The 25399-nt window shown below is 43.4% G+C and carries 22 protein-coding genes; 16 read left to right on the top strand and 6 right to left on the bottom strand.

The features are described 5' to 3' along the window. Positions 1-40 precede the first annotated feature (40 nt). The 7 genes from L6I86_RS10285 to L6I86_RS10255 all read left to right on the top strand — a co-directional run bounded on the left by L6I86_RS10285 (position 41) and on the right by L6I86_RS10255 (position 4696). Positions 41-694: a response regulator gene (locus L6I86_RS10285; RefSeq protein ID WP_276574829.1), complete on the top strand. Its 654-nt coding sequence runs from the start codon at positions 41-43 to the stop codon at positions 692-694. Further along, positions 687-1799: a PAS domain-containing sensor histidine kinase gene (locus tag L6I86_RS10280; RefSeq protein ID WP_236286783.1), complete on the top strand. Its 1113-nt coding sequence runs from the start codon at positions 687-689 to the stop codon at positions 1797-1799. The genes L6I86_RS10285 and L6I86_RS10280 overlap by 8 nt, the downstream gene beginning before the upstream one ends. 155 nt (positions 1800-1954) lie before the next feature. After that, positions 1955-2725 carry a formate/nitrite transporter family protein gene (locus L6I86_RS10275; RefSeq protein ID WP_236286781.1) on the top strand — a complete coding sequence of 257 codons (771 nt, stop codon included), beginning with the start codon at positions 1955-1957 and terminating at the stop codon, positions 2723-2725. Positions 2726-2851: 126 nt separating this feature from the next. After that, positions 2852-3088 carry a DUF2249 domain-containing protein gene (locus L6I86_RS10270; protein WP_236286779.1) on the top strand — a complete coding sequence of 79 codons (237 nt, stop codon included), beginning with the start codon at positions 2852-2854 and terminating at the stop codon, positions 3086-3088. 15 nt (positions 3089-3103) lie between these two features. Further along, the gene (locus L6I86_RS10265; protein WP_236286777.1) at positions 3104-3454 is read left to right on the top strand and encodes a hypothetical protein; all 351 of its coding nucleotides are present in this window, start codon (positions 3104-3106) and stop codon (positions 3452-3454) included. Between the two features lie 135 nt (positions 3455-3589). After that, positions 3590-3916, top strand: coding sequence for a metal-sulfur cluster assembly factor (locus L6I86_RS10260; RefSeq protein WP_420851864.1), 327 nt, complete (start codon positions 3590-3592; stop codon positions 3914-3916). Between the two features lie 177 nt (positions 3917-4093). Next, positions 4094-4696 (top strand): Crp/Fnr family transcriptional regulator, encoded by a 603-nt coding sequence (locus tag L6I86_RS10255; protein WP_236286776.1) that lies wholly within the window; start codon positions 4094-4096, stop codon positions 4694-4696. 176 nt (positions 4697-4872) lie between these two features. On the opposite strand, the gene pduL is transcribed toward L6I86_RS10255, so the two are convergent. From pduL to L6I86_RS10230, 5 genes are all read right to left on the bottom strand, one after another. After that, positions 4873-5442 (bottom strand): phosphate propanoyltransferase, encoded by a 570-nt coding sequence (gene pduL / locus L6I86_RS10250; RefSeq protein WP_236286942.1) that lies wholly within the window; start codon positions 5440-5442, stop codon positions 4873-4875. Continuing rightward, complete coding sequence (locus L6I86_RS10245; protein ID WP_236286774.1) at positions 5442-6647, bottom strand: acetate/propionate family kinase; 1206 nt, start codon at positions 6645-6647, stop codon at positions 5442-5444. The genes pduL and L6I86_RS10245 overlap by 1 nt, the downstream gene beginning before the upstream one ends. Next, entirely contained in the window at positions 6644-7516 is an 873-nt protein-coding gene (locus tag L6I86_RS10240) for a 3-hydroxyacyl-CoA dehydrogenase family protein (protein ID WP_236286772.1), read from the bottom strand. The genes L6I86_RS10245 and L6I86_RS10240 overlap by 4 nt, the downstream gene beginning before the upstream one ends. Before the next feature lie 82 nt (positions 7517-7598). Then, positions 7599-9320 carry a SulP family inorganic anion transporter gene (locus tag L6I86_RS10235; RefSeq protein WP_236286940.1) on the bottom strand — a complete coding sequence of 574 codons (1722 nt, stop codon included), beginning with the start codon at positions 9318-9320 and terminating at the stop codon, positions 7599-7601. A gap of 157 nt (positions 9321-9477) precedes the next feature. After that, a complete protein-coding gene (locus L6I86_RS10230; protein ID WP_236286770.1) occupies positions 9478-9804 on the bottom strand; it encodes an ArsR/SmtB family transcription factor in 327 nt (108 codons plus the stop codon). A 1128-nt stretch (positions 9805-10932) separates the two neighbouring features. On the opposite strand from L6I86_RS10230, the gene L6I86_RS10225 reads away from it, so the two are divergent. After that, positions 10933-13878: an endo-1,4-beta-xylanase gene (locus L6I86_RS10225; protein ID WP_236286768.1), complete on the top strand. Its 2946-nt coding sequence runs from the start codon at positions 10933-10935 to the stop codon at positions 13876-13878. Positions 13879-13939: 61 nt separating this feature from the next. Continuing rightward, on the top strand, positions 13940-14068 hold the full coding sequence (locus tag L6I86_RS10220; protein WP_338113376.1) for a hypothetical protein: 129 nt from the start codon (positions 13940-13942) through the stop codon (positions 14066-14068). 217 nt (positions 14069-14285) lie between these two features. On the opposite strand, the gene L6I86_RS10215 is transcribed toward L6I86_RS10220, so the two are convergent. Next, a complete protein-coding gene (locus tag L6I86_RS10215; protein WP_236286766.1) occupies positions 14286-15545 on the bottom strand; it encodes a molybdopterin-dependent oxidoreductase in 1260 nt (419 codons plus the stop codon). A 355-nt stretch (positions 15546-15900) separates the two neighbouring features. On the opposite strand from L6I86_RS10215, the gene L6I86_RS10210 reads away from it, so the two are divergent. The 7 genes from L6I86_RS10210 to L6I86_RS10180 all read left to right on the top strand — a co-directional run bounded on the left by L6I86_RS10210 (position 15901) and on the right by L6I86_RS10180 (position 25208). Continuing rightward, positions 15901-17214: an ABC transporter substrate-binding protein gene (locus tag L6I86_RS10210; protein ID WP_236286764.1), complete on the top strand. Its 1314-nt coding sequence runs from the start codon at positions 15901-15903 to the stop codon at positions 17212-17214. 110 nt (positions 17215-17324) lie between these two features. Further along, entirely contained in the window at positions 17325-17981 is a 657-nt protein-coding gene (locus L6I86_RS10205) for a hypothetical protein (RefSeq protein ID WP_236286762.1), read from the top strand. Further along, positions 17968-19299 (top strand): hypothetical protein, encoded by a 1332-nt coding sequence (locus tag L6I86_RS10200; protein WP_236286760.1) that lies wholly within the window; start codon positions 17968-17970, stop codon positions 19297-19299. Before L6I86_RS10205 ends, L6I86_RS10200 begins: the two co-directional genes overlap by 14 nt. A 39-nt stretch (positions 19300-19338) precedes the next feature. Further along, on the top strand, positions 19339-21405 hold the full coding sequence (locus L6I86_RS10195; protein ID WP_236286758.1) for an alpha-glucuronidase family glycosyl hydrolase: 2067 nt from the start codon (positions 19339-19341) through the stop codon (positions 21403-21405). A 174-nt stretch (positions 21406-21579) separates the two neighbouring features. After that, positions 21580-22539 (top strand): carbohydrate ABC transporter permease, encoded by a 960-nt coding sequence (locus L6I86_RS10190; RefSeq protein ID WP_236286756.1) that lies wholly within the window; start codon positions 21580-21582, stop codon positions 22537-22539. Next, positions 22536-23378 (top strand): carbohydrate ABC transporter permease, encoded by an 843-nt coding sequence (locus L6I86_RS10185; protein WP_236286754.1) that lies wholly within the window; start codon positions 22536-22538, stop codon positions 23376-23378. Before L6I86_RS10190 ends, L6I86_RS10185 begins: the two co-directional genes overlap by 4 nt. A gap of 96 nt (positions 23379-23474) precedes the next feature. Beyond that, a complete protein-coding gene (locus tag L6I86_RS10180) occupies positions 23475-25208 on the top strand; it encodes a sensor histidine kinase (protein ID WP_236286752.1) in 1734 nt (577 codons plus the stop codon). Positions 25209-25399 lie beyond the last annotated feature (191 nt).

Genomic DNA, 25399 nt, shown 5'->3' with positions numbered 1-25399 from the left:
ATCGGGAGCTTGAGCTGATTTTTTAGGAGGATGAAACGGGATGCTGAAGATTCTGGTGGTGGATGATCACGCCGTCGTTAGGTCGGGTTTGATGATGCTTCTTCATGGTAAGCATAATATAGAAGTGATTGGGGAAGCTGCGGACGGTGAAGAGGGGATTCAGGCAGCTCAACTGCTGAAACCAGATGTGGTCTTGATGGACCTTAATATGCCTACTGGCATGGATGGGCTTACGGCGACAACGGAGCTGAGGCGTTTAATGCCCGACTTAGCCATTCTGATATTAACGATGCATGATGATGACGAATATTTATTCAGAGCAATTCACGTTGGTGCTTCGGGCTACATTTTAAAAAGCGCACCTCATGAAGAACTGTTAACTGCGATCCGATCTGTTGCTGCGGGTAATGCCTATCTATATCCTACAGCGACGAAGAGGCTGATGAATGAATATATCGAACGGCTGAAGCATGGGGAGAATACGGATACATTTGAATCCCTCTCCGAGCGTGAAAGGGAAGTGTTGGCGCTCATTGCCAAAGGATTCTCAAATAAAGAAATCGCAGAACAATTGATCCTTAGCGTCAAAACCGTGGAATCGCATAAAAGCAACGTGATGGAGAAGCTAGGTCTCAAGACGAGACCGGAATTGGTGAAATTCGCTGTAAAGAAAGGACTGTTGAACTTTGAGTGAGGATTTAAACCAAGAGTACCCGGAAGTCATTGGCGAGAATGTGACCGAATTGTTAAGTCATCTTGGTGATCATATCTCAGACTCTTTGTTTCAACAGGATTTGAGACATTCGCTTAAACAATTATCCAATGTTAAATTTGCTCTCGACGAGTCCTCGATTGTTGCTGTTACTGACCACAGAGGAAAGATTTTATATGTGAATGATAAATTTTGTGAAATCTCTAAGTATCCAAGAATTGAACTTATTGGTCGAGATCATCGGATTATCAATTCCGGCTATCACGAGAAAGAATTCATGACTGATTTGTGGCAAACGATTTCCTCGGGGAAAGTCTGGCGCGGCGAGATTAAAAACAAAGCCAAAGACGGGAGCGTCTATTGGGTAGATACAACGATCGTTCCATTTGTGGATGAAGAGGGGCAATCCTATCAATATCTTGCCATTCGAAATGAAGTGACGGAGTTAAAACGAGTTCAAGAAGAACTCCAACTGATGATGTCACAGGTCATGCAAATCCAAGAGGAAGAACGCAGGAAGTTTTCCCGTGAGCTGCATGATGGTATTGGCCAAAGTCTGTTTTCCTTGTTGATTCACATGGATAGGCTGATCGGGGAAGAGAACATAAAGAATTCAGAAATCACACTGCTGAGGGAAAATGTCACCTTCATTATTGAGGAAGTTCGAAGTCTGGCTTGGCAGATTCGACCTTCAGTATTGGATGATTTAGGTGTTGTGCCAGCAGTTCGTACTTATATTGAAAACTACGCGAACCATTACGGGATAAGGGTGGAATTGGATAGCCGTTTGCGTAGACGGCTGGGTGCCCTTGAGGAAACCACCATATATCGTGTGATACAAGAGGCTCTTACCAATATTGCCAAGTATGCAGATGTATCGGAGGCTCGTGTTACCGTCCATGAGAGTGACTCCGTTGTCGAGGTTCAAATAGAGGATAGAGGGAAAGGCTTTGTTAGAAATAGCAGTTCTAGAGGGGTAGGTCTTTTTAGTATGGAAGAGAGAGCTAAGAGTATTGGCGGCAAGTTAACGATTCACTCAGAGCTGGGAGAAGGATCCACGGTGACCTTGATGGTTCCTGTAAAATGACCGTGAAGTGAATTTGTAAATTATGGGATGTGACTCTTCCTTCAATGGGGTGGAGTCATATCTTTTTTAGATTATCTCTATTTGTGATTTAATTCACATACAATTTCTCAAAGATGCTCTAAACTGAAGTAAAGGGCCATGGAGGTGGAAGTCACATGGGATTTATGAAGCCGGAGCAGATATGGGAACGTACAGTGGAAGCAGGAGTAAAAAAGGCACAGTTAAGGTTTAGGAAGCAGCTCCTTCTCGGTTTTTTAGGTGGCGCTTATATTGCCTTGGGCTTTTTGCTGTACATCAGGGTCAGCGGAGTCTTTCCAGCTCCATGGAGTGACGTTGGCAGCATATTCGGAGCTGCTGTGTTTCCGTTGGGTCTGATATTAACAATAATTGCAGGCGGCGAACTTCTTACCGGTAATATGATGGCAGTTCCTACAGCGTTCTTTACCGGAAAGATCAAATTTCACCAGCTAGTTAATAATTGGGCTGTCATTACAGTTGGAAACTTCCTAGGAGCTGTATTCATCGCTTATGTTTTCGGACATCTAGTTGGTTTAACAGAACAGGGGGTTTATTTAACTAAACTTGTAAAGATTGTCCACGCTAAAACTGCGGAACCCTTCTCAGTAGCGCTTTTATCGGGTATTGGCTGTAACTGGTTAGTTGGGCTTGCCGTTTGGTTAGCCTATAGTACAGATAATGATATAGGTAGAATAATAGGTATATGGTTTCCCACAATGGCTTTTGTGGCGATCGGGTTCCAACACGTCGTTGCCAATATGTTTGTCATTCCTGCGGCTATTTTCTCAAATCAGGCAACATGGATGGATTTTTTGAGAAATGTGGTGCCGGTGTACATGGGAAATGTAATTGGCGGAGCTTTATTTGTCTCTGGAATATATGCTTTGGTTTATCGTCATGCTAAATAGAGGGTAATGTTGGCAAGTGTGATTTTGTATTTATTAATAATCGTGATATCTATCACAATCTGGCGCTCCATATTCTCGTATACTAAAGGTGTGATTGAGAACGAATATCAAGGAGGATGGTTAATCATGAACCAATTCGCAACTATAATTAAAGCTCCCGAGTATCCCCCGCAGTTAAAGCACAAAGTCATCTTTGAATCCTTTGATCAGCTTGCATCCGGGGAAGCCATGCTGCTGATTAATGACCACGATCCGCGCCCGCTGCGCTTTCAATTTGAAGCAACACGACCTGGATTGTTCTCTTGGAAGTACTTAGAGCAAGGACCTGAAACATTTCAAGTGAAAATTGGGAAGCTTGGTTAAGGGGGGATATAACAGATGGCAAAAGTGGAAGTTCTTAATCCTACCACCCTTCGCATAACAGCAACATTGGAAGATGCACTAACGATGATAAAAGAAGCGTCGGATCATCTAGAAGAGTTTGCTGAGGATATCATCACCATATGTGACAAAATGCCTGAGTTTGACTACACCTACTTTTGCTTCTATGCCTACGACACAGCCGCTTTGTTTGAGCGGATGCTCGGAATCGATCCCAAGCAGTATCTAACCTTCAGTATGAATGCTCCCGATGCTTTCTTCTATACCTTGTATGGAGGCATGAAGGGGCTGTATAACTCGGCACGTCATAGTATGACACAGAGAGAAGCGTTCATTGGCATGATATGAGGTGAAAAGGATGTTGAAGAAAGCAAGAATTGTGGAGTTAGATTACAACGATTAGGCTATCCGTATCAAGTGGAGAATCAGGCTGACGGATCTGCCAAGGTTCTCATAGATAAGACGAATTAACAGGTAAGGAAAATGGAGAGTGATGGCATTATGGAGCAAGTCATGTCGATGGAGCAAATCCGAACGTGTCTCAAACAAGTGTTTGATCCAGAGTTGGGTGTTAATATTGTAGATTTGGGCCTTGTCTATGAGATCGTTCTCATAGATGAAGAAGTTTCTATTCGAATGACGTTGACAACACCTGGTTGTCCTATGCACGATACCATTGTTGGAGGGGTTACGCGTGCGTTGGAAGGGGAGCTAGGCATCACTAAGGTGAAGGTTGAAGTCGTTTGGGAGCCACGGTTGACACCGGAGCATATGTCTGAATTGGCAAGAGAGCAGTTAGATTATTTTTAACTAAAAGCGGTTGAGCCGGAGTGAAGTCTGGCTCTTTTTTGCATGTACAGCCCAAATAAGTGTTCAGGAAGGAAGATGACAATGAATGAAAATAACATAGATCCCGGGGTGATCCTTCGCCAAGTTCCATTGTTTCGCGATTTGTCCGATGGAGAAATGGAAGGTCTTTGCAGGATTATGATTCAGCGATCGTATCGCAAGAAAGCAATTGTATTTACAGAAGGCAGTGAGAAAGAAGCTGTATACTTCATCCATAATGGTTTAATCAAAACGTACAAGACGGACGAAAATGGCCATCAACAAATTGTATCTTTTCTGAAAACGGGTGATATGTTCCCGCATACCGGGTTATTTCATGCGAATCATTATCCAGCTACAGCAGAGACAATTGTACCAACGACGCTACTTGCGATGCCCATCAAGCACTTTGAGGTTTTCCTTAGTAATACCCCCGGCATAGCGGTTAAACTTTTACGTGTGATGAGCGAGAAAATCCTTGAACTGCAGGGGAAGCTGCAGGAACTGACAGGACAAGATGTGCAAAACAGAGGGCAACTATTTCTGCTTAAGCTCGCAGAGACTAACGGAAAGGTGAAAAGCGGGAAACTACTTATTGAAATACCGATGACCCACCAAGATATTGCGAATGCGATTGGTACGACCAGGGAGACGGTTAACCGTCTGCTTAATCAGCTTCGTAAGGAGGGCATTGTAGAAACGGATCGTTCAGGGTTTGTGATTCATGATATCGAGGCGCTCCGGCACTGGAGAGAGCACTAATGCTGCCCAATATTCATATAAACGCTTCCTCAACTGGGGAATGATTGGGTGTTTTTAATTAGCGGAGGTCGAGCTCAGGAAAACCAGCAATGAGTCACTGACTTATTGCTGGTTTCTAAGTTGTAGTCCGTTCGGAAATGTCGTATTGCCTCTGCTGCATGCCAGTATTCCTATTTCTAAATAATTGTTGCAGTATCCCCATTTTCAGCTCCAGTTGCATTGGCTTCATCTGTATCCAGATGAAGCTCCAATTGATAGTGGTCAGACACGCGAGCAATAACATGATGAAGTACGCTTCCTCGGTTGCCTTCGATTTGTACACTCAGGTCTTGCTTATCGAGAATTCCGTAGCGTGCTGCCTCTGAAGAGTGAAAATGGATGTGCCGAGCTGCGATGATAACGCCACTGCTTAAAGAGACTGAGCCCTTCGGCCCCGATAGAACAATCCCAGGAGTCTCACGTAAGTCCCCGGATTCACGTAAAGGAGCCTCTATTCCTAGGGCTACAGAGTCTGTCATGGATATTTCTACTTGTGTCTCTTTTCGTAAGGGACCAAGAACTCGAACCTTGTTAAACTGCCCTTTTGGGCCAATAATCTTTAATGTCTCTTCACTGGCAAACTGACCAGGTTGTGATAATGGGCGATAAGGATTCAATTCATATCCGATCCCGAATAAAGCTTCGAGATCTTTCTTATTTAAATGAACATGCCTGGCAGAAACACCCACAGGTACGTGAATATTCATCATTTTGTCCCCTCCAACAATGAAAAAGTTTTTTGCGCAATAAGAAGTTCTTCGTTTGTAGGTATAACCAAGATACGTACAGGAGAAGACTCCGTGGATATGAATCTCTCTGTCTGTGTACGTTCGCTATTTTTTTCAACATCAAGCTTAAGTCCAAGAAAAGTTAATTGTTCACAGACGTTATGTCTTAATGAAACTGAATTTTCTCCAACTCCACCTGTGAAGACCAAAGCATCAATCCCATTCATCGCAGCACTATAAGCACCTATATACTTTCTAATCCGATATTCGTACATGTCAAGGGCTAATATCGCCCGAGGATCTCCATCGGTAGCAGCTTGTTGAACTTCTCGAACATCACTGCTTATACCTGAGATGCCTAGAAGTCCACTATGTTTATTAAGCATCGAATTTACTTCGTTAATTGTCAGATCTTCCTTTGATAAAATAAATGGGATAATCGCCGAATCAATATCACCTGAACGCGTTCCCATCATTAAACCCTCTAAAGGAGTCATTCCCATACTTGTATCAATGGAATGACCTCCTGAGACCGCAGAGCAACTGGCTCCGTTACCTAGATGACAAGTGACAATCTTTAATTGTTCAATTGGCTTGTTTAAGAGCTGGGCCGCCCTTAGGCTTACATATTCATGAGATGTGCCGTGGAAACCATAGCGGCGAATACCATATTTTTTATAAAGAGATAGTGGTATCGGGTATAGATACGCTTTTTGTGAAATGGATTGATGGAATGCTGTATCGAATACAGCCACTTGCGGAACATCAGGCATGTGCCCGGTGACAGCTTGAATACCAATCATATGGGCAGGATTATGCAGTGGGGCAAGATCGTAGAGTTGTCGTATCTTTTGCTCTACATCGGCATTCATTAATGTCGCTGAGCGAAACCACTCTCCACCATGAACAATGCGGTGTCCAACTGCTTTAATCTCGGAGATGTTATCAAGAACGCCATATTCTTTATGAGTAAGAAGCTTAAGCATCGCACGGACAGCCTCTGAATGATGTAAGATTTCTTGCGTTAGCCGTGTTTCGTCTCGCCCATATCGCTCTACAGTAATAATGGCTGTTTCAGAGCCAATTCGCTCAATACGTCCTTTGATCAACATAATCTCTTTAGTCATCTCATAAAGTTGATATTTCAATGAAGAACTACCGGAATTTATAACAAGCACCTTCATAAACGTTCCCCTCCTTCACTGTAATGGAAGAAACCAATTCCAGTTTTCAATCCAAGATGCTGTGCTCTTACCATCTTTTTCAATAATACATTCGGTCTATATTTCAAATCGCCTAATTCGTGAAACAAGGTCTCCATAGACGCAAGCACAGAATCAAGGCCAAAACGATCAGCCATTTCTAGAGGTCCATAGTGAAATCCGTAACCAATCCTTATTGCCTCATCAATATCTGCCGCAGTAGCTACCCCTTCAGATAAAGTGTGCAGTGCTTCGTTAATTAGGGTACAAATAATGCGTGTAGTCACATATCCGGGCGATTCATAGACTTGAATGCTTGTCTTATCTAAAGTCTGCTCAACAAATTGTTTCGTAATTTGAAATGTTTGCTCGGATGTTTTTAAACCGCGAACGATCTCTACTAATCTGACTTGTCCCGCAGGGAAGAGAAAGTGCAGTCCTATTACACGCTCCTTATGTTCCATGGCCTCAGCGAGCTCAGTCAAACTAAGCGTAGCCGTATTACTTGCCAGAATAGCATCTGGTCTAATGTTATTTTCCAAGCTGCTGAACAACTGCTTTTTCATTTCTAGTTGTTCAGACACAGCTTCAATAATCATGTCACATTCTAGAAGCATCCGATCATCTAAAATGGGTGTAATCTTGGAGGCTAATAGCTTCTTTTCTTGATGCGTCAGAGCCCAACGTTCAATTTGTTTATTTAAGCTGCCGTCCAACAATCGCATGCCATCGTTCAACTTTTCTGGAGATTTATCTATGAGATATACATCTATGCCCTTTGCAGCAAGCAACTCTGCGATACCACGGCCCATTGTCCCAGCACCAATCACACCGACTTTCTTAATGTCCATTTTTCTATTCCCCTTCCTCCACATCCTCCCTTATTGAAACATTTTTAAGAACATACGACTGTGATTTTCCTCACATTTACAGCTAAACACTCGGGTTTGATAGTTGACGGCATTCACGGAACGCAAAATGCTTACATCCAAGACATTGATGGAGGTTAAGTTTTGTTAATGCAAAGCTAACTGCATCACCTGTTTTTTCGAATAAATGATCCTGCCCAATGAATTCGTCTAATCTTGTTTTTTTAAGCATTTGGCGTGGTTGGTTTTGTAGTTCGGAAATGATTACGCTGCCACCGTGCTTGTTAAAGTGCTTGACGATACTTGATAAATTGGATTCCCCTGTTGTGTCCAGATAGGGAACATTGTCCATTTTCAATAGTAACACTTTTGGTTTGTAATGGATTTCGTCCATAATGGATTTCTCAAACATATTTGCAACCCCAAAGAACAAAGCTCCTTCGACGGTGTAAATACTGATTTGAGGGCAATTGTGCTGCTCATTAACCATATGTGCTGCTACCTTTTCATTTTTATTTGCAGGGTCGGGCAAGACCTTTGCAGTAACTAGAAGGCTGCTCATATGTTTCACAAAAATGATACCTGACAAGACCAATCCAACTTCAACAGCGGTTGTCAAATCTGTCAAAACAGTAAGAAGAAAGGTAATAAGTAAAACGAATGATTCCGCGGTTTTGGTTTTTAAAACGTGAGCGAACTCTTTACGTTCACTCATATTCCAAGCAACAACCATTAAGATGGGTGCCATACTCGCAAGCGGAATGTTCGAAGCATATGGAGCAAATAAGAACAAAACCAACAGGACGACAATACCGTGAATGACCCCAGAGAAGGGGGATTCTGCTCCACTTTTAATATTTGTAGCGGTTCGTGCAATAGCCCCAGTTGCAGGAATACCCCCGAATAATGGTGTTATCATATTAGCGATACCTTGACCAATCAATTCACGATTGCTGTTATGTCTGCTTCCTGACATTCCATCAGCAACTACGGCTGAAAGTAAGGATTCAATGCCACCTAACATGGCTATTACAAAAGCGGGTTTTATTAAAGTTTGAATGTGCGCAATGGAGAGTGCAGGAACGTGTACGCTAGGTAAGCTATTTGGAATTGCACCGTAGGTAGAACCAATGGTTGCAATTTTGTCAGGATAGAATAGGGATGCTGCAACTGTAGAAATCAATATTCCTACTAATGAGCCAGGAATTTTAGGGAACAGTTTTGGTGTTAGAATGATAAGCACCAGACAAATCACAGCAGTTAAGATACTGTACTTATTGATTGTTGAAATGTGAAGGACTAATTCCTTCATATTGGCAAAAAACTCTTGATGTTTCTCAAGATTATGCAATCCGAGGAAATTGGCAATTTGTCCTGTGAAAATGGTAACGGCAATTCCTGTGGTAAACCCTATTGTGACAGGACGCGGAATAAATTTAATTACACCACCTAATTTAAAAATCCCCATGAATAGCAAAATGATTCCTGCCATAAAACCTGCGATAAGCAAGTTTTCGTACCCATATTGCATCACAATCGCAAATAGAATGGGTATAAATGCTCCGGTCGGACCGCCAATTTGAAATTTTGAACCACCCAATAATGAGATTAGTATTCCTGCTACAAATGTAGTATATAGTCCGTATTCAGGCTTTACACCTGAAGCAATTGCAAACGCCATTCCTAATGGAATGGCGACAATACCTACGATCAGACCTGAAATCAAGTCTTTTTGAAATTTTTTTCCATTATAGCCTTGGAATCTGCCACTAAAAGGGAGTTTCATATCTAATTTCACCGACCTAAATATCTGATTATTTGAATATATATAAAATCATATATCTAAAATAATCTGTAGTCAATCTGATATTTTTAGTAAACAAGCGAAATAAACAAAAAGAAGCAAATCGAGAATAACAACCCGATTCACTCCTTTATGTGAATTACTGATTTTTTATATTTTCTAATATTGAAATTGCATTCACAAGATGATTGTCAAAAATTTGCTTGGTAACCGTAAGCAGGTCTTTAATTAATGGGTCTGTCAGAGAGTATACCACAGATGTTCCGTCTTTAATCCCACGGACTACGTTTTTATTTCTTAATACGGCTAACTGTTGTGAAACGGCAGAACCTTCACTGCCCAATATCGTTTGTATCTCATTAACGTTTTTGTCGCCTTCGACTAAAACTTCGAGGATTCTTATGCGTAACGGGTGTGCTAACGCCTTGAAAAAATCGGCTTTAAAATGCTGTATTTCTTGATACATAGCGTTCTCCCCTAAATATTAATATTCGAACAATTGAATATTTATAATATCATATCACAAGCTGGAAAGCATGGAAGCAAGTTTCAAAAGCCTTTGAGCTTTTAAATACTTTTCAGTCATAGTATAAGTTATAAATATTCAAAAAATCAAATATATCGTTATTTGAAAATATGAGAATAAGGGCTGGGTCTGAATGCTCGTTGGTGACGATCGTAAAAGAATCCATGGTTCTTTAGGTTACCTTTCATCAGTTCAATATGAAAAAAACTACTACAAAGAAGTTAGTTAATTCTCTTAATAGTGCGTTGCACAGTGCATGAGCAAACGAAAAGGGGGCTTGAAGAAAGTAAGGCCAACAGAAATGATGAGCCAGGGTTTAAGTTGTAACCGCTTTCGAAAAAAATACAAATGATCTATTATCCATCCATGGAGTTAATTATGGGGTTTGTATATCATACTATCAATAGTCAATACAGAGTGGCAGAGATAAGAAGATAGTCTACACCGTCAGTGACAACAGCTGAGCTGCATTCAACTGTTAAGGTCAAAATCTGCCAACCAACATTAGAGGGAGGTGTTTATATTGATTGTCAAGTCACGTACGACGTAACCCAGGGGACAAGTACTCAGTAAAAAACAGAGGCATATTTTATGGTCAATTCATAAAAAAATCCAAAATCTTTAATAAAAACAACATTTTTATCGGTAAGGATGTAAAAAAATCCGAAAATCTAAAATTGGGCGACTCTAAAACGAGATTTTAGTGGTTGCCTTAAGAAAAGGAGTAAAATGAAGATGAACCGTGAAAAAACCTTAATCAACGTCTCCTGCATCCTCGTAGTCATCATGCTCTTCTCCTTATTCGCGTTTGCCCCCGTCCCGGCGGCTGCGGCTGGAGGCGAACAGACACTTGAATTGAATGACCTCATTGCACAAGCCGAAGCTCTAAAAGCCGGCAACGAGGAATTCCCGCTCCAGGTTAGCCGCACTGACGTTGGATCCGATGTGAACAAAGCTTTCCCCTGGGTGTACGCCAACGAACTCAAAGATCTTGATAACGCGCTGGAGTTCGCGCGCAATGCGCTCACTCCCGCAAGCGAAGCCATAGCCAGCCTTGAAAACGCAATAGTGAGTTTCACTGGAAAGATCAAAGCGGATGGTTCAAATCCCTATTTCCGTCTTAATCCGGGTCCTGGTAAAGTACCTGTAAAAATTACCGCACCCACCAATGTCTGGACCGCAAGAACCCCGCTTGACAACCGTGTCCCCGCCGACTTTGCTGGTGGTACATACAAAGTGATTCCGTATCCTTTTGCAGATTCCCAAGGCAAATCTGATGTGCTCCAGATCAATTACGTCCATAACGGAAAGACCACTTTCGGAGGAATGACTCTTCAGTCTCCGTTATCGCCGAGTGTAGATGTCCCCGCAGGCTCAAATATTGAGTTTGATGTGTTCTATCCCAAGAGCGCTCAGGGAAAATTCATGAGGTGGAGAATTAGGAATGCCGGCTCTGATATCGATTCCTATCTCAGGGAATACGAGTACAACAACCTTAACCCTGACTGGATTGGCAGCTTCAACGGTGAAACTTGGTTGTTGAAGCACACGAGCATTACCGCCACAACAGGCACCTCCTCGAACTTCATTCTTGAGCTCCATGGTGAGAATGGGCGTCCCGCAGAAACGGGTATGCTTCTTGTCGGCAACATCAAAATTACCGCACCGGACCCTAACGGCGTTGCGCTTCCCAACGTTGTTAACAAGGAAAACCAGAGTGTCGTAACGCCTTTAAAGAATGTTTACAACAGGCAAAATGGCACGTTCATGGTCGGTACGATCGGAACGGGAGCAGTAACCGGAACCAGAGCCAATCACTATGAAATCTTTGTCGACGGCAACAATCTCAAGGCCGAAGGAACGCATCCCCGGGGCCCGAGCTGGCTGAAAGGCGTTACTGGCGAGGCTCTGAGCGGCGCAACTACCAACCCTGGTATAGGTGAATACAGTTTCCCGACCAGCTCTTATCAAGCGATCAGGGATTCCGGAACTCCCGGACAGTATAAGTCTCACGCCCACGTTTTGGCATGGTACAACCAGGCCCCTGCATGGATGAGACAGATGATTCCCGCTACCCTTCCCTTGGGATATAATGGAACAACCGATTACTACGGATTGGGCAACGGCGTTACAGCCACGGTTAAGGTAGACAAAGAAATGGCCAGAAGAGTACAGTTTAACCACACTATGTATGTGATGCGGCACTTCCTGACCACAGATACGAAGTATGGCTCAAGTGTATCCAGGGGAGTAATCCCATTCAATTCATGGGACGTACTCAACGAAGAGGTCCACGAAAGCCGTCACAGCGAAACGATCCCCGCGGATCCGAACAGCTGGAGACAGTCACTCAAAAATACGAACTGGCTTTCTGCCATGTCGGATGATCTAATTGGCGGCGATATCACCGAGCATTACATTTACTTGCTCTTCAAAAACGCGCACATCGCGGCCCCCAACGCCAAGATGGCGGCGGCTTACAAAGCCAACTACGCTAACCTTCCGGCGTACATGAAGCTCGATGGACACGACAACGTTGGTAGCATTGATGCGTATATCGTGAACGATCCTCCGAAACTGACCTATAACGATTACGACATTTCTAATCGCACCAAAGCGAGAACTGTATACAACATGATTCGCGCAGTGAACACCGCATGGCTCTCCGATCCGCTGTATGACGGAAGACCCCTTATCGAAGACATGGGTATTCAGGGACACGATTCGATTGGAAAGACTCTTGCAAGCGATAACCAATATGCCATGGCCCTCTATGCTTCTCTCATTGACGAAGGCCTTCTTTCCGGTATTGCCTACTCTGAACTTGACCTTAAGGCACCGACTAGCACCCCAGGCGGCGGCGCGGTCGCTCCCGAAGTGCTCAATGTCAGACAGTCTGACGCCCTTGGTTATCAGTACGCGTTGATGTACAAACTGTTCAACAGGTTCGCCCCTTACATCGATCACATTATCAGCTGGGGCGTAGCCGGTTCAGGATGGCAGGGAAGCTATGTGTTGTTTGACAGTCAGAGCAATGCCAATGCCGGTTACTATGGCGCCGTGAATCCGGACAGATTCGTTCTTGGACATTCATACCTGGATGATTTCTTTGTAGGCGAATATGAGAAACTCCAGAACAGCTATGCAATTGACCTTGGCGATCTTGGAATCTATACACCCCATAATGGAGAAGCCAAATCGCTTACAGCAACAATCGCAGCTAACGACAGTGTGACACCTGGAATTACTTTCACAGCAGCTGTTAGCCTGGATAGCGTGACACAAAGCGTGTACGCACAGGATATCACGCTAAGCTATGATTCCAGCGTATTCGATTATGTCAGTGCAGCAGGTGCAACCAGTAGCATTCAGGTTCTGAGAGAAGATACTGCTACCCCTGGAAAAGTGAGAATCATTTCCGTTAATATCGGAGGGGTAGCTGGAACCAGCACACCCGTTTTGAATATAACCTTTAAGGTAAAGTCCGGTGTCCAGAATACAACTGGAACCATTGCAGTCTCTCAAGCGAAGATTGGCGGTCCTGATGGAACCGTAACCACTGCGGCATTGAGCAGCAAGACTATATCCGTCGGTGCAATTCAAATGGATAAAACTGCTTTGAATGCAGCAATAACGAGTGCACAAACCCTGTACAACACAGCTATAGTAGGTACTCAACCTGGCCAATATCCGCAAGCGGCTAAAGACGCACTCCTAGAAGCAATTAACAACGCAATTGCTGTCAGAGACAATGCAAGTGCAACTCAAGCCCAAGTTGACAGTGCTCTCGCAGCATTCAACAACTCCATTGATACCTTCAAAACAACAGCTAATAAGTCTGCAGACCTAAACGGAGATGGAGACAACAACGTAGGTGACCTCGCGATTGTAGCTTCTCACTATGGCAAGAACTCCACCAGCGCAGATTGGGCAAAAGCTAAGGTTGCTGATATGAACGACGATAACAAAATTGATATTCGGGATCTTGCGTATGTCGCAACCAACATCTATTAATTTGTTAGTTACACCCTATTCGTAAAATAGCAATCCCATTTACAAAAAAACTTCCGCAATGATGCGAGTTGCTAATGCGCGCACGTTGGCTGGAGATCCACCGATTATTTTGGCGGATGAGTCGACGGGGGCGCTGGATTCAAAGAAGGGCTTGGAGATCATGGATATTATTCGGAGGTTGAATGAATAAGGGCGGACAATAATCGTGATTACGAATGATCGGCAGGTTGCGGAGCAAGCGAAGTGGGTTTAAATTATTGCCTTACGAGAAATCGTAGGGCTATTTGTTATCATGGAAGAATACGGATTGTAGCCTGATGTATAAGCATTTATTAGTAAAATGAGATCCCGGAACATTAGGAGATCTCACTTTTTTGAAGCTTCCGAGTTCAAAGCAACCAAAATAGCTACATAGGCGGAACCCAAATCCAGGCATCTTTCGCATAACCCCGCTGTTCCCAGTAGCCGGTATGATCACTGTCGATAAGCTCGATCCGGTTCAGCCATTTCACTGATTTGTATGCGTACATTTGTGGAACCACTAGCCGAACAGGGCCTCCCATGTCTCTGGGAATTGGCTTACCATCTAGCATGACCACAACCATCACGTCCTCCATCCAGGTCTGTTCAATGGTGATATTGTCCGTATATTCGCCATCAGCTGAATAAAATTTCACCATCTTCACCCCCTCCTTAACTCCTGCTTGCTCTAGCAGTTTGTTTAGAGGAATGCCCTCCCAAGTACAGCTGTTGACTGACCAGCCTGTGACACAGTGAAAATCGCTGACTTGGACTTGGCGTGGAAAAGCCAGAAATTCGGTCCAACTCCATTGGAAAGGCCGATTAACCAGTCCGTCGACAGTGAATGTCCACTTATCGGGATCAAATTTGGGAATGTCTGTCACTGTATAGATCCGGAAGCTGCCCTTCGCTCCACCTCCCTTGGGTGGCAGTGAATCCGACAAAGGCGTCGGCTGTAGAAAATCCGCGTACGCGGATTCCTCTTCTTGAAGTGAAGAGAGGTTGGAGCTGCCTACAGCAGAGTTCATCCAACGGATAAAAAGGGGCATGGCGACAGCCGTCACAACCGCCGCCACACCTGTTTTAATGAAGGATCTACGAGATATATGGCGGAAAATCCTGCCCGTTGTCGGCTCAAACATACCGATCTCCATGACTTCCACTGGTTTGCCCAAGGGGAGATGCTGATTCCGACCAACTTCCCGGCCGACTTTTCTCAACCAACGACTTCGTGTGACGGAGTGGTAAACGGCGTAAGGAATACCGACCCACGTCAGCAAATCATGAACCAGTAATGCCGAATTGTTCCAGGCTGGAGGAAATGACCGGTATCTCCATAAGACAAGGCCAGACATAATCCAGCCTGCCAATAGTACAAGTACTAGCATCAAATTACCCTGCTGGGCTTTGCGGGCAGTCAACAGTCGGATATGCTTGCGGATGTAAGGAAGGTATATAATTATCAAAGCCAGAGATACCAATCCAGCTGCGATATGCAGCTGCTTCAGCCAAACCCGGCCCTCACCTAATAAAGCACGCATGGGTGGTAGATAAAGTAAAATACCGCTAATCGCCAGAAACAATATGATCCAAGCATTTGAAGAATGCAACTTTTGCAGTTTTAGACCCAATCCCTGCTTTTTCACACGACTCCCCCCTTATTGTATTCAATGTTAGTTAAATTCAATTTATACAAAACATTATAAGTATATTTCACCCCAAATTGATATCATTTTAATTTGATATAATTTTTTAACATATAAGTACTAATCAACTAGCAGAATGGAAATAGTAGTACCCAACAATTGTGCAACATGGAATTCATAGTTTCCCGGGTCGATGGATGCGTCATATCATTGCTACCATACTATGATTCTAGCTCCATACATTTTCGGTCTTTTTTATAACAATTCGTGGATCATTCATATATCAATCTCATTGCTGAGTTGTTACGATAGTAACAGAAATAAAAACAATAAACGAAATACAGGAGGGGTAACAATGTTTAAATGGAAACGTTCTCTAGCTATTTTGGCTACAACAACTGCATTGGTTGGAACACTGGCTGCTTGCGGTAGTAGCGACAAAGGAGCAACAACTAGTTCAGCGCCAACTACTGCACCAACTGCAAAGGCATCCACAGAGCCGGTTAAGCTTCGTATTATGTGGTGGGGTGCGCAGAACCGTCATGACGCAACATTGAAGGCACTTGAATTGTACACCAAGAACAACCCTAACGTAACGTTTGAACCTGAATACTCAGGTATGGACGGTTACCTGGATAAATTGTCCACACAAGCGGCTGCCAACAATGCGCCGGATATTGTACAGCTTGATCCGGGCTGGACTCCTGATTGGGCTGCCCGCAAGCAATTAGTTGAATTGACTCCAACTGTAGATGTAAGTAAATTCGATGCCAAGCTGATGGCAGGCGGACAATCTGGCGGTAAACAATACGGTATACCCCTTGGTTCTGTTGCCTTTGGCATGATTTATGACAAAGCGGCAATGGATAAACTAAGCATCAAGAATCCTGCGAATGGTTGGAACTGGGATGAATTCTTTGCACTAGCTAAAGAATCCAAGTCGAAATTACCTAGTGGAACTTATTTCACCAAGGATTACGGCGGCAATTACTTTGTGTACTCGGCTTATCAGTATGCTAAAGGAAAAGGTTCGGTTGTTTCCCCAGACGGCAAATTTAATGTAGATCAAGCTACTTACCTGGAATGGACCAAAAAATTCGAAGAGTTGCGCAAGGAAGGACTTGTTCCTCCAGCTGACGTGAACGCTTCTGACAAAGAAAATGATCCGAAATTAGACCTCATGGTTTCAGGGAAAATTTTAGTGCGCTATGCTTTCTCTAATGGATATGGTACGTATGACAGCCTGAAAAAAGGTGCCTACGCCTTGGTGACCATGCCTCGTGCCTCTGCTCCGGGTGGCTGGTTGAAGCCTTCGATGTACTTGGCTGTTAGTGCAAACTCGAAGAAGCAGGAAGAAGCTAAGAAGTTTGTCAACTGGTTCGTCAATGATGCTGAAGCAGCGAAAATTTTGGGAACAGTTCGCGGTTTGCCGGCGAACAAAGACATTTCTGCCCTTCTTCAAGCTAGCTTCAGTGATCAAGATAAGGTCGGTTTGGAACTGCTTCGCGCAACGGAGAAGGACGGCCAAACTTGGGATTCAACAAGCGGCTGGACCAACTTTATCGATAAGGATTGGACGCTGGTTGGTGATCAACTCACCTTTGGTAAAATTACCCCGCAACAAGCTTTTGATCAGTTGAAGTCTGCATCGAAATCTTACGAAAAGTAGTCTATGTCAGATGCCCTGGAACAAACTTGTTCCGGGGTATCTTTTAATCTTTTGAATGAGGATTGCGTTCAACCTAATCGGCTGATCGCAATAAGTGATTGGAGGGTATTATGGAAAGACTCAACCTAACAGCTAGAAGCAAATTATCGAAAAGCACGGATTATACTGGTTTGCAAGCTCATGGGTTGAACGCTTTGGTACATGTAATCGGTGGAACGAGCAGTCCCAAAGAACCCTATCAGGTTAAGATTTTGGTAAGCAATGAAGGCGATGTAGCATGGTCAGGGGTGATCCATGTAGAGTTACCTTTTGCGAAAAAAGAGCCTCGCTATTTCCTGCCAGCATTCATATATGGCAAAAACCGAGGGGAAGCTCCCCTGAACGTGCCCAAAGAGTTTCCGAGATTGAGGGAGGGAAATCCGCCACGTCCGGCATCGCCTTGGTGGATGGTAAGAAGTGATCGGCTTTCTCACCCTGCTGCATTTGTATATGACAATGGGAACATATATGGACTATGTGCGAGTCCTTATTTTATCAGTGAAAATGGAATTAAGCAGCAGTGGAAGCCTGAAATCGAAGGGGAATTTTATCAGTATGGTGGATTTACTTGTTCCCTTTCCAAAGGAACTGTCGGTTATACGCTTGGTTATGAAAATGCGCCGTGGTTGTTCATTAAGGCGACACTAGTTAAAGATCGGTTGCCTTTAGAAGAGAATTGCTTTGAGTTGGCCGTAGGGGAATCTGGCGTTTACGATGGAGTTATATGACTATGAGGCTGAATCAGAATTGGGCATTAATGCTGCTATTCAAGATGTCTATTATCGCTATCACCAAAGCCCGAGAAAAGCCAGCGATCCAATAACAACTGTGGCAGACTTATCAAACGCAATTTATCAGTATGCATGGCTTCCAGAAGATCGGAGTTATTCAGGATTTGTTATTGAAGATAAAGACAACGGTGGATATCGATATAATAAAATATTTTCTCTGACCTGGACAAATGGATTGTCAGTAGCAGTACCCGTTTTGATGGCAGCACTACGGCTTGACGATGAGTCCATGCGAAATCAGGCTCTTTCAAGTATTACTAATATGGTTGAGAATTCCCTAAACCCTGATACAGGGCTTCCCTTTGAAACTTATGACAATGGAACTTGGTCCAACCACGGTTGGTGGTTTGATGGCATGCATACACCAGGGCATACCTCCTACCTGATTGGTCAGGCTATGTATTATATTCTCAAGGCATATGAGTACGAAAAACGAATTAAGCAATGCATGCATGACGATTGGCTAGACTTTGTAACGAAAGTTCTTGTGAAAATGGAGGGAACAAAAAATACAGATGACGAATACCCATACATTCTATCGGAAATAACAGGTGCTGGTATTGAATATGATGCTTTTTGCGGTACATGGTGTATGGCGGCATTAGCGTATAAAAGCTGGTTGACTGGCGACAAGACTTATATTGAAAGCTTACGTAGAAGTGAAAGACATTATTATAATACCTATGTAAAGCGGATGGAATGTTACGGAGCTCCCCTCGATGCAGACAAGGCTATAGACTCGGAGGGCATTTTAGATTATATAAAGGCTCTTCGATACCTGCATGCTCTTACAGGCGATAAGCTGTATTTGGAGCATATGAGGGATGCGATAGACTACGAATTCACCTTCAAGTTCTGTTATAATTCGCCGATAAAGGTACCGCCACTCAGCAAACTTGGATGGTCGAGCTGCGGGGGCAGTGTCACCTCTACAGTGAATCCGCATATCCATCCTATGTCCAGCAACGTTGTTGATGAACTGCTGTACTACGTGGAGAACACGAACGATCACTATGTCCGAGATGGAATGATGGATACCATCGAATGGGGATGTCAGACCTATAATCGGTACGATAATGAATTTGATTATGGGAAAAAGGGTTGGATGTCCGAGCGTTTCTGTCATTCAGAAGGGCTTCTAACAGAGACATATAGCGATGGTTCGCCGGCTAGTACCTGGTTCTGCCTAATGCCTTGGGCCAGTGGATGTATTATAGAAAGTCTTTCAGGGGATATTTGGGCATACAAACACTGAGATAGTAATGAAGACAACACGAGGAGGATTTATTTATACATGGGCACATTATCTACCTTTCAAGCCGGCAGCGGCTATCAAGCATGGCTAGGATACCGCCAATTGTTACCCGGTGATCGATTCGATCAATATGCGGTTTTTAACCGAATTCACGTAACGGAAACGGATTCAGTTATCCAAACCGCAGTATCTGAACTAACCCATGGTCTAGAGGGTATCTTGGGCGTGAAGCCTGAATTTGCAGAACAAGGGAAACATGCCATTGCTATTGGAACATTTGGCAACAATCCTGTAGTAGATCGTATAGTAACAGCGGAGAAAATTGCACTGATCGGGCAAGAAGGCTATGTCATCATAACTGATAAAAAAAACGCATGTATGGCAGTCGGTGCAGCTACATCTAATGGCGTTTTATACGGAACCTTCCACTTGCTTCGTCTGTTAAGTACAGGCTCGGACATTAACGAGTTAGATATTGTCGATAATCCTATCAATAGGTTACGGATGATCAATCAGTGGGATAATATGGACGGCAGCGTGGAAAGGGGATATGCAGGCGAGTCCATCTTTTTCAAAGACAACCTGATTACCGAAGATCATGGCCGTATCCGAGATTACGCTAGAATGCTTGCATCTGTAGGGCTGAATGGAATTGTGATCAATAATGTGAATGTTCATAAAGTGGAAAGTAAACTCATTACAGAATTTTTGCCTGATGTGGCCAAACTGGCTGCTATTTTTCGTGAGTACGCAATCAAGCTGTTCCTCTCGGTCAATTATGCCAGCCCTATTGAAATCGGCGGTCTGACGACTGCGGATCCCCTTGATTCGGATGTCCGCCAGTGGTGGAAGGAAAAAACAGCGGACGTTTATGCGGCTATCCCGGATTTCGGCGGCTACCTAGTAAAAGCGGATTCGGAAAACAGGCCTGGACCTTTTACTTATGGCCGAGATCATGCAGACGGCTCCAATATGTTGGCTGAGGCATTAGAGCCATTTGGTGGCATGGTTATTTGGCGTTGCTTTGTTTATAACTGCAAGCAGGATTGGCGCGACAGAAAGACGGATCGTGCTCGAGCCGCCTACGATCACTTCAAGCCCCTGGACGGCCGCTTTATGGATAACGTCATTTTGCAGATCAAAAACGGCCCCTTGGACTTCCAAGTCAGAGAGCCTGTTTCCCCGCTGCTGGGAGCCATGCCGTCCACAAATCAGGTGCTAGAATTCCAGATTGCCCAAGAGTATACAGGACAGCAACGACACTTGTTTTATTTGATCCCGCAATGGAAGGAAATCTTGGACTTTGAGACCTACACCAAAGGTAAAGGTTCCCCCATTAAACGTATTGCTAGTGGTTCGGTTCATGGCAATCGGTTGGCAGGCATTGCTGCTGTTTCCAATATTGGTGATGAGATGAATTGGACAGGACATTTGCTGGCGCAAGTCAATCTGTACGGCTATGGAAGGCTGGTTTGGAATCCAGACTTGACTGCTGAGAATATTGCAGAGGAATGGATCAAGCTTACTTTCGGTGATAATGAAAATAGTATCAATGTGATTAAGAACATGCTATTGAGTTCGCCAGCCATTTATGAGTGCTATACGGCACCGCTAGGTGTTGGGTTTATGGTTACTCCCCATACTCATTATGGCCCTGATGTAGACGGATACGAATACGCGAAGTGGGGGACTTATCATTATGCCGATTGGCATGGAATCGGTGTTGATCGGACACTGGCAACAGGTACTGGATATACCTCTCAGTACAATTCACCTAATTTTGAACGATATGAATCTCTAGCAGATTGCCCGGATGAATTATTGCTTTTCTTCCATCATGTTCCTTATACTCACGTTCTTCATTCGGGTAAAACCGTTATTCAGCATATATATGACACGCATTTCGAAGGTGTGGAAAAGGCAGAGCGACTTGTTACAGAATGGTACAGTCTAGCTGGAACCATGAATGAGGTACTGCATAAGCAAGTTGCTGAACGTATGGAAGAGCAAGTAGAGCATGCCAAAGAATGGAGAGATCGGATCAATACTTATTTCTACAGAAAAAGCGGGATTGCCGACAAGGCCGAACGATTGATTTATTCCTAAAGAAATTCTCTCAATGTATAAACACCATTCGAGGAAGCAGCCACGGCTAGCTTCTTCGTTTTTCGTTATATTTTATAATAATTCGATGTTTTCCCTACTTTAGACGAAGATGAGCGACTTATATAATAGAGTTATAAAATACCGATTATTAAGAAAGTGCAGAGGTGATTATACTTGAACAATTCTACTACCGTTGCTGCAAGCGGCGCTGAAAGGAAAAAGAAGCGCAGGTTTCTCAGCAGTTGGGATGCCCCGTTTGCAGGTTACTTATTTATTTCTCCATGGTTAATCGGATTCTTTGGATTGACGGCATATCCTATGTTTCTATCATTGTATTATTCACTTACTGATTATACGTTGCTCGAACCAATTAAATGGATTGGTTTACGGAACTATACCCGCATTTTCACTGATGATCCGAGATTTACCCAATCAGTCAAAGTAACATTTCAATATGTGCTTGCATCAGTACCGTTAAAATTGGTTGCCGCTTTGTTGGTGGCAACACTCCTAAATAAGGCTATGAAAGGTATTTCCTTTTACCGTACGGCGGTTTATTTTCCCTCTCTTATTGGTGGAAGTATTGCCGTATCGATTTTGTGGCGTAATATTTTTGGTGTTGACGGCATCTTTAACGAAATTCTGTCCATATTCGGTATAGTGGGAAAAGGTTGGATCACGAATCCGGGTTCAGCGTTATGGACGCTGATTCTCCTAACAGTTTGGCAGTTTGGTTCAGCCATGGTTATCTTTCTCGCAGGATTAAAGCAAATTCCAAACGATCTATACGAAGCGTCTTCCGTAGATGGTGCGAACAAGGTTTTACAATTTTTCAAAATTACTTTGCCAATGCTTTCGCCGATTATTTACTTTAATTTAATTATGGGTGTCATTAATTCATTCCAAATGTTTACTTCGGCTTTCGTCATTACCAATGGCGGTCCGATGAATTCTACGTATGTATACGCATTATATCTATATGAGAGAGCCTTCAGTCGGTATGAATTAGGATATGCTTCAGCCTTAGCATGGGTTATGCTGGTCATGATTGTCATAGTAGCAGCCATTATTGCTGGTACTTCGAAGTATTGGGTCTTCTATGAGACGGACACTGGAGGTAAGAAAAGAAAATGAACATAAAATGGAATTCTACTGTCCGCCATACCCTCATGATTGTGTTCAGTATGATTATGGTCTACCCCTTGATCTGGTGGGTTGGTGCATCGCTTAAATCGAATGCAGAGCTTGGATCACCTGGGATTTTTCCTTCTGTTCCGAAATGGAGCAACTACACGGATGGATGGCATGCAATTCCCGGACGCACATTTACTGACTTTTATTTGAATACCTTCGGTCTTGAGGCCATGGTTCTAATTGCAACGCTTTTTTCAACTACCTTGGTAGCATTCGGCTTTGCTCGTCTAGATTTCCCATTAAAGAATCTCTGGTTTTCTATTCTCATGATGACTTTGATGATGCCTTCACAAGTACTAATTATTCCGCAATACGCGATGTTCCACCAACTGGGTTGGGTAAACACCTATCTTCCGTTTGTGGTTCCTCACTTGGTAGCCAGTGGTGCGGGAGGTAGTTTCTTCGTTTTCCTTCTAATTCAGTTTATCAGAGGTATCCCAAAGGATCTTGATGAATCAGCCAAGATTGACGGCTGTTCATGGTTTGGTATATTCTGGCGTGTGGTTCTGCCACTGACCCAACCCGCAATTGTAACGATCATGATCTTCTGCTTCCTGTGGAACTGGGATGACTTCCTTGGCCACTTGCTGTACCTAAACTCGGTAGATAAGTACACCGTAGGTTTGGCGCTGCGAATGATCAATGACGCTCAATCAGCACAGGAATGGGGCCAATTGCTGGCAATGTCTCTGGTTTCCATCCTCCCTGCAACTATCGTATTTACGTTTCTGCAGCGTTATTTTGTTGAGGGCATTGCGACGACAGGTATTAAAGGTTAAGATAAATTTGATAAGCAAATTGAACGGTAAAGAGACGAATTTCCTTCGTAGCTTTACCGTTTTCTTTCACAGTAATCAAAGTTGGGAGATACCTAGATGACTAACATTTTCAAGAAGTTTCGAATTGAGAGCCTATTTTTTCGCAGCTTTTTTGTTCTCATCTTTCTGGTTCTAGTCAGTATTGTTTGGACGAGCTACAATATTTCTTCTAAAGCTCTGGTGAAAAACACCTCCCATTACCAACAACAATTGCTGGAAGAATTGAACAACGAAATTTCAACACGGCTAACCATGATTGAGCAGATATCCTTGTCAACTTCCCGTGACAACGAATTGATTAGACTTCTTTGGAATAGTCAAGATGAATTCGATCGGTACCAAAAAGCCGATAATGTCCAGAATGCGATGGCAAACCTTACGTATTCCATTCCTATCATTCAAGGTATTGATCTGTATATGGAGCGTCCTTTCCGGAAAGAAGAAAATAGTTACATCCAATTCTGGGATATAGAGGACTTGGATAATCGAAGAGAATGGAGTCAGTATTTGGACAAAAATGATTTTGCCTGGACATCCGAGTATGAAATCCCCAGCTTCACGGGGAATGTTCCAGTTCTTAGCTTTGGGAGGAAAATATTATTTAATGATACTTTTTTAGGTGTCGTTGTTATTCATGTAAAAGCCGAAGAAATCCGAACCCTGTTAAAAGGCCGCTCAAGGGGTTCTAATCGGATTATGACAGATAGTAACGGGCAGGAAATTTTGAAAATAGGTGACATGCAGGAGCAGTTGGAAATGAGTCAAAGGGTGAATATGGAAACCGAGAAATCCGGCTTTATCCATATCCGCGGAAATTCCACGGTGGGAGATTCGCTTTTGGTATATTCGAAGTTGTCTGATTCCAATTGGACTTTAGTAGAAATGACACCATGGAATCAGATTACTGCCAGTAGCATCCGTTTGGCAGAGGTAATCGGTATCATTGGTGTTGCCGCTGTACTGTTGATGTTAATGCTGACCCTCTATTTAAGTAGACAATTTACGAAGCCAATTAATATGCTGGTCTCTGCCATGAGCTCCTATTCGATCGGTGGTAAAAATCAGGACTTGCCAGGAGATTACCAGAACGAGTTTGGTTATTTATTTGCCGGCTACCGAAAGCAAAATGAGCGGATCGAAGATTTGTACTTATCCCTGCAGCAGCGATATGAGCAGCAGCGTAAAGCAGAAATTGAAGCGCTACAGGCTAATATTAACCCTCACTTTCTCTACAACATGCTGGATCAGCTGAACTGGATGGCCATAGAGGCCGGACACGAAGAGCTTAGCCGGATTCTGGAACTGATGGGACAAATGTTTCGGATCGGCTTATCTAACGGAGACAGTTTCATTCCGATTGCAAATGAATTGGAGCATATTAAATGCTACCTGGAAATCCAGCAACTTCGTTGGGGAAACGGACTTAATTATGCCATTGATGTGCCTATAGATGTCATGGAACTGTATATTCCTAAGCTGACATTGCAGCCCTTTGTAGAAAATTCCATCGTTCATGGATTTAACACAAGGCTGGCCGGTTATGTACATATCCAGATGAACCGTTTGGAGAACTCGCTTCAGATCATCATCGATGATGACGGTATCGGTCTCCAACAAGTGGTGGAGAATAAGAGGAAGCGTCATACGGGAGGTTACGGAGTTCGCAATGTAAGGGAAAGAATTGCTGGCTATTTCCGTCATATCTATGGTGTTGAGTTGTACGAGCTAGAGGAAGGGGGAACCCGGGTCGAAATATTCCTTCCATTATTAACGGAGCCTCCAACTAATTAACTCTGATTGAAAAATGAATAATGGAATCGTGATATTTTATAATAATTTGTGCATCATTCCTATTTAAACCTTGTTAATAGGTCGTTATTATGAAGATAATGGTAGGCAGAAACGCATAGGATCCAGTCATACATGTTAGGCTTGTTACTCTTAAATGCTAATAAATGTAATAGCTAAAGGAGGTAAATATG

The organism is Paenibacillus allorhizoplanae (assembly GCF_927798215.1).
In the GTDB taxonomy this organism is placed as follows: domain Bacteria; phylum Bacillota; class Bacilli; order Paenibacillales; family NBRC-103111; genus Paenibacillus_E; species Paenibacillus_E allorhizoplanae.
The sequence above is the reverse complement of the archived record's forward strand: the minus strand, read 5'-3'. Positions and strand labels throughout refer to the sequence as shown.

Excerpts from the sequence above, each read along its gene's own strand:
- L6I86_RS10285 (WP_276574829.1), top strand. The coding sequence starts at position 41 with ATGCTGAAGATTCTGGTGGTGGATGATCACGCCGTCGTTAGGTCGGGT.
- L6I86_RS10275 (WP_236286781.1), top strand. The coding sequence starts at position 1,955 with ATGGGATTTATGAAGCCGGAGCAGATATGGGAACGTACAGTGGAAGCA.
- L6I86_RS10270 (WP_236286779.1), top strand. The coding sequence starts at position 2,852 with ATGAACCAATTCGCAACTATAATTAAAGCTCCCGAGTATCCCCCGCAG.
- L6I86_RS10265 (WP_236286777.1), top strand. The coding sequence starts at position 3,104 with ATGGCAAAAGTGGAAGTTCTTAATCCTACCACCCTTCGCATAACAGCA.
- L6I86_RS10260 (WP_420851864.1), top strand. The coding sequence starts at position 3,590 with ATGGAGAGTGATGGCATTATGGAGCAAGTCATGTCGATGGAGCAAATC.
- L6I86_RS10255 (WP_236286776.1), top strand. The coding sequence starts at position 4,094 with ATGATTCAGCGATCGTATCGCAAGAAAGCAATTGTATTTACAGAAGGC.
- pduL (WP_236286942.1), bottom strand. The coding sequence starts at position 5,442 with ATGAATATTCACGTACCTGTGGGTGTTTCTGCCAGGCATGTTCATTTA.
- L6I86_RS10245 (WP_236286774.1), bottom strand. The coding sequence starts at position 6,647 with ATGAAGGTGCTTGTTATAAATTCCGGTAGTTCTTCATTGAAATATCAA.
- L6I86_RS10240 (WP_236286772.1), bottom strand. The coding sequence starts at position 7,516 with ATGGACATTAAGAAAGTCGGTGTGATTGGTGCTGGGACAATGGGCCGT.
- L6I86_RS10235 (WP_236286940.1), bottom strand. The coding sequence starts at position 9,320 with ATGAAACTCCCTTTTAGTGGCAGATTCCAAGGCTATAATGGAAAAAAA.
- L6I86_RS10230 (WP_236286770.1), bottom strand. The coding sequence starts at position 9,804 with ATGTATCAAGAAATACAGCATTTTAAAGCCGATTTTTTCAAGGCGTTA.
- L6I86_RS10220 (WP_338113376.1), top strand. The coding sequence starts at position 13,940 with ATGCGAGTTGCTAATGCGCGCACGTTGGCTGGAGATCCACCGATTATT.
- L6I86_RS10210 (WP_236286764.1), top strand. The coding sequence starts at position 15,901 with ATGTTTAAATGGAAACGTTCTCTAGCTATTTTGGCTACAACAACTGCA.
- L6I86_RS10205 (WP_236286762.1), top strand. The coding sequence starts at position 17,325 with ATGGAAAGACTCAACCTAACAGCTAGAAGCAAATTATCGAAAAGCACG.
- L6I86_RS10200 (WP_236286760.1), top strand. The coding sequence starts at position 17,968 with ATGGAGTTATATGACTATGAGGCTGAATCAGAATTGGGCATTAATGCT.
- L6I86_RS10195 (WP_236286758.1), top strand. The coding sequence starts at position 19,339 with ATGGGCACATTATCTACCTTTCAAGCCGGCAGCGGCTATCAAGCATGG.
- L6I86_RS10185 (WP_236286754.1), top strand. The coding sequence starts at position 22,536 with ATGAACATAAAATGGAATTCTACTGTCCGCCATACCCTCATGATTGTG.
- L6I86_RS10180 (WP_236286752.1), top strand. The coding sequence starts at position 23,475 with ATGACTAACATTTTCAAGAAGTTTCGAATTGAGAGCCTATTTTTTCGC.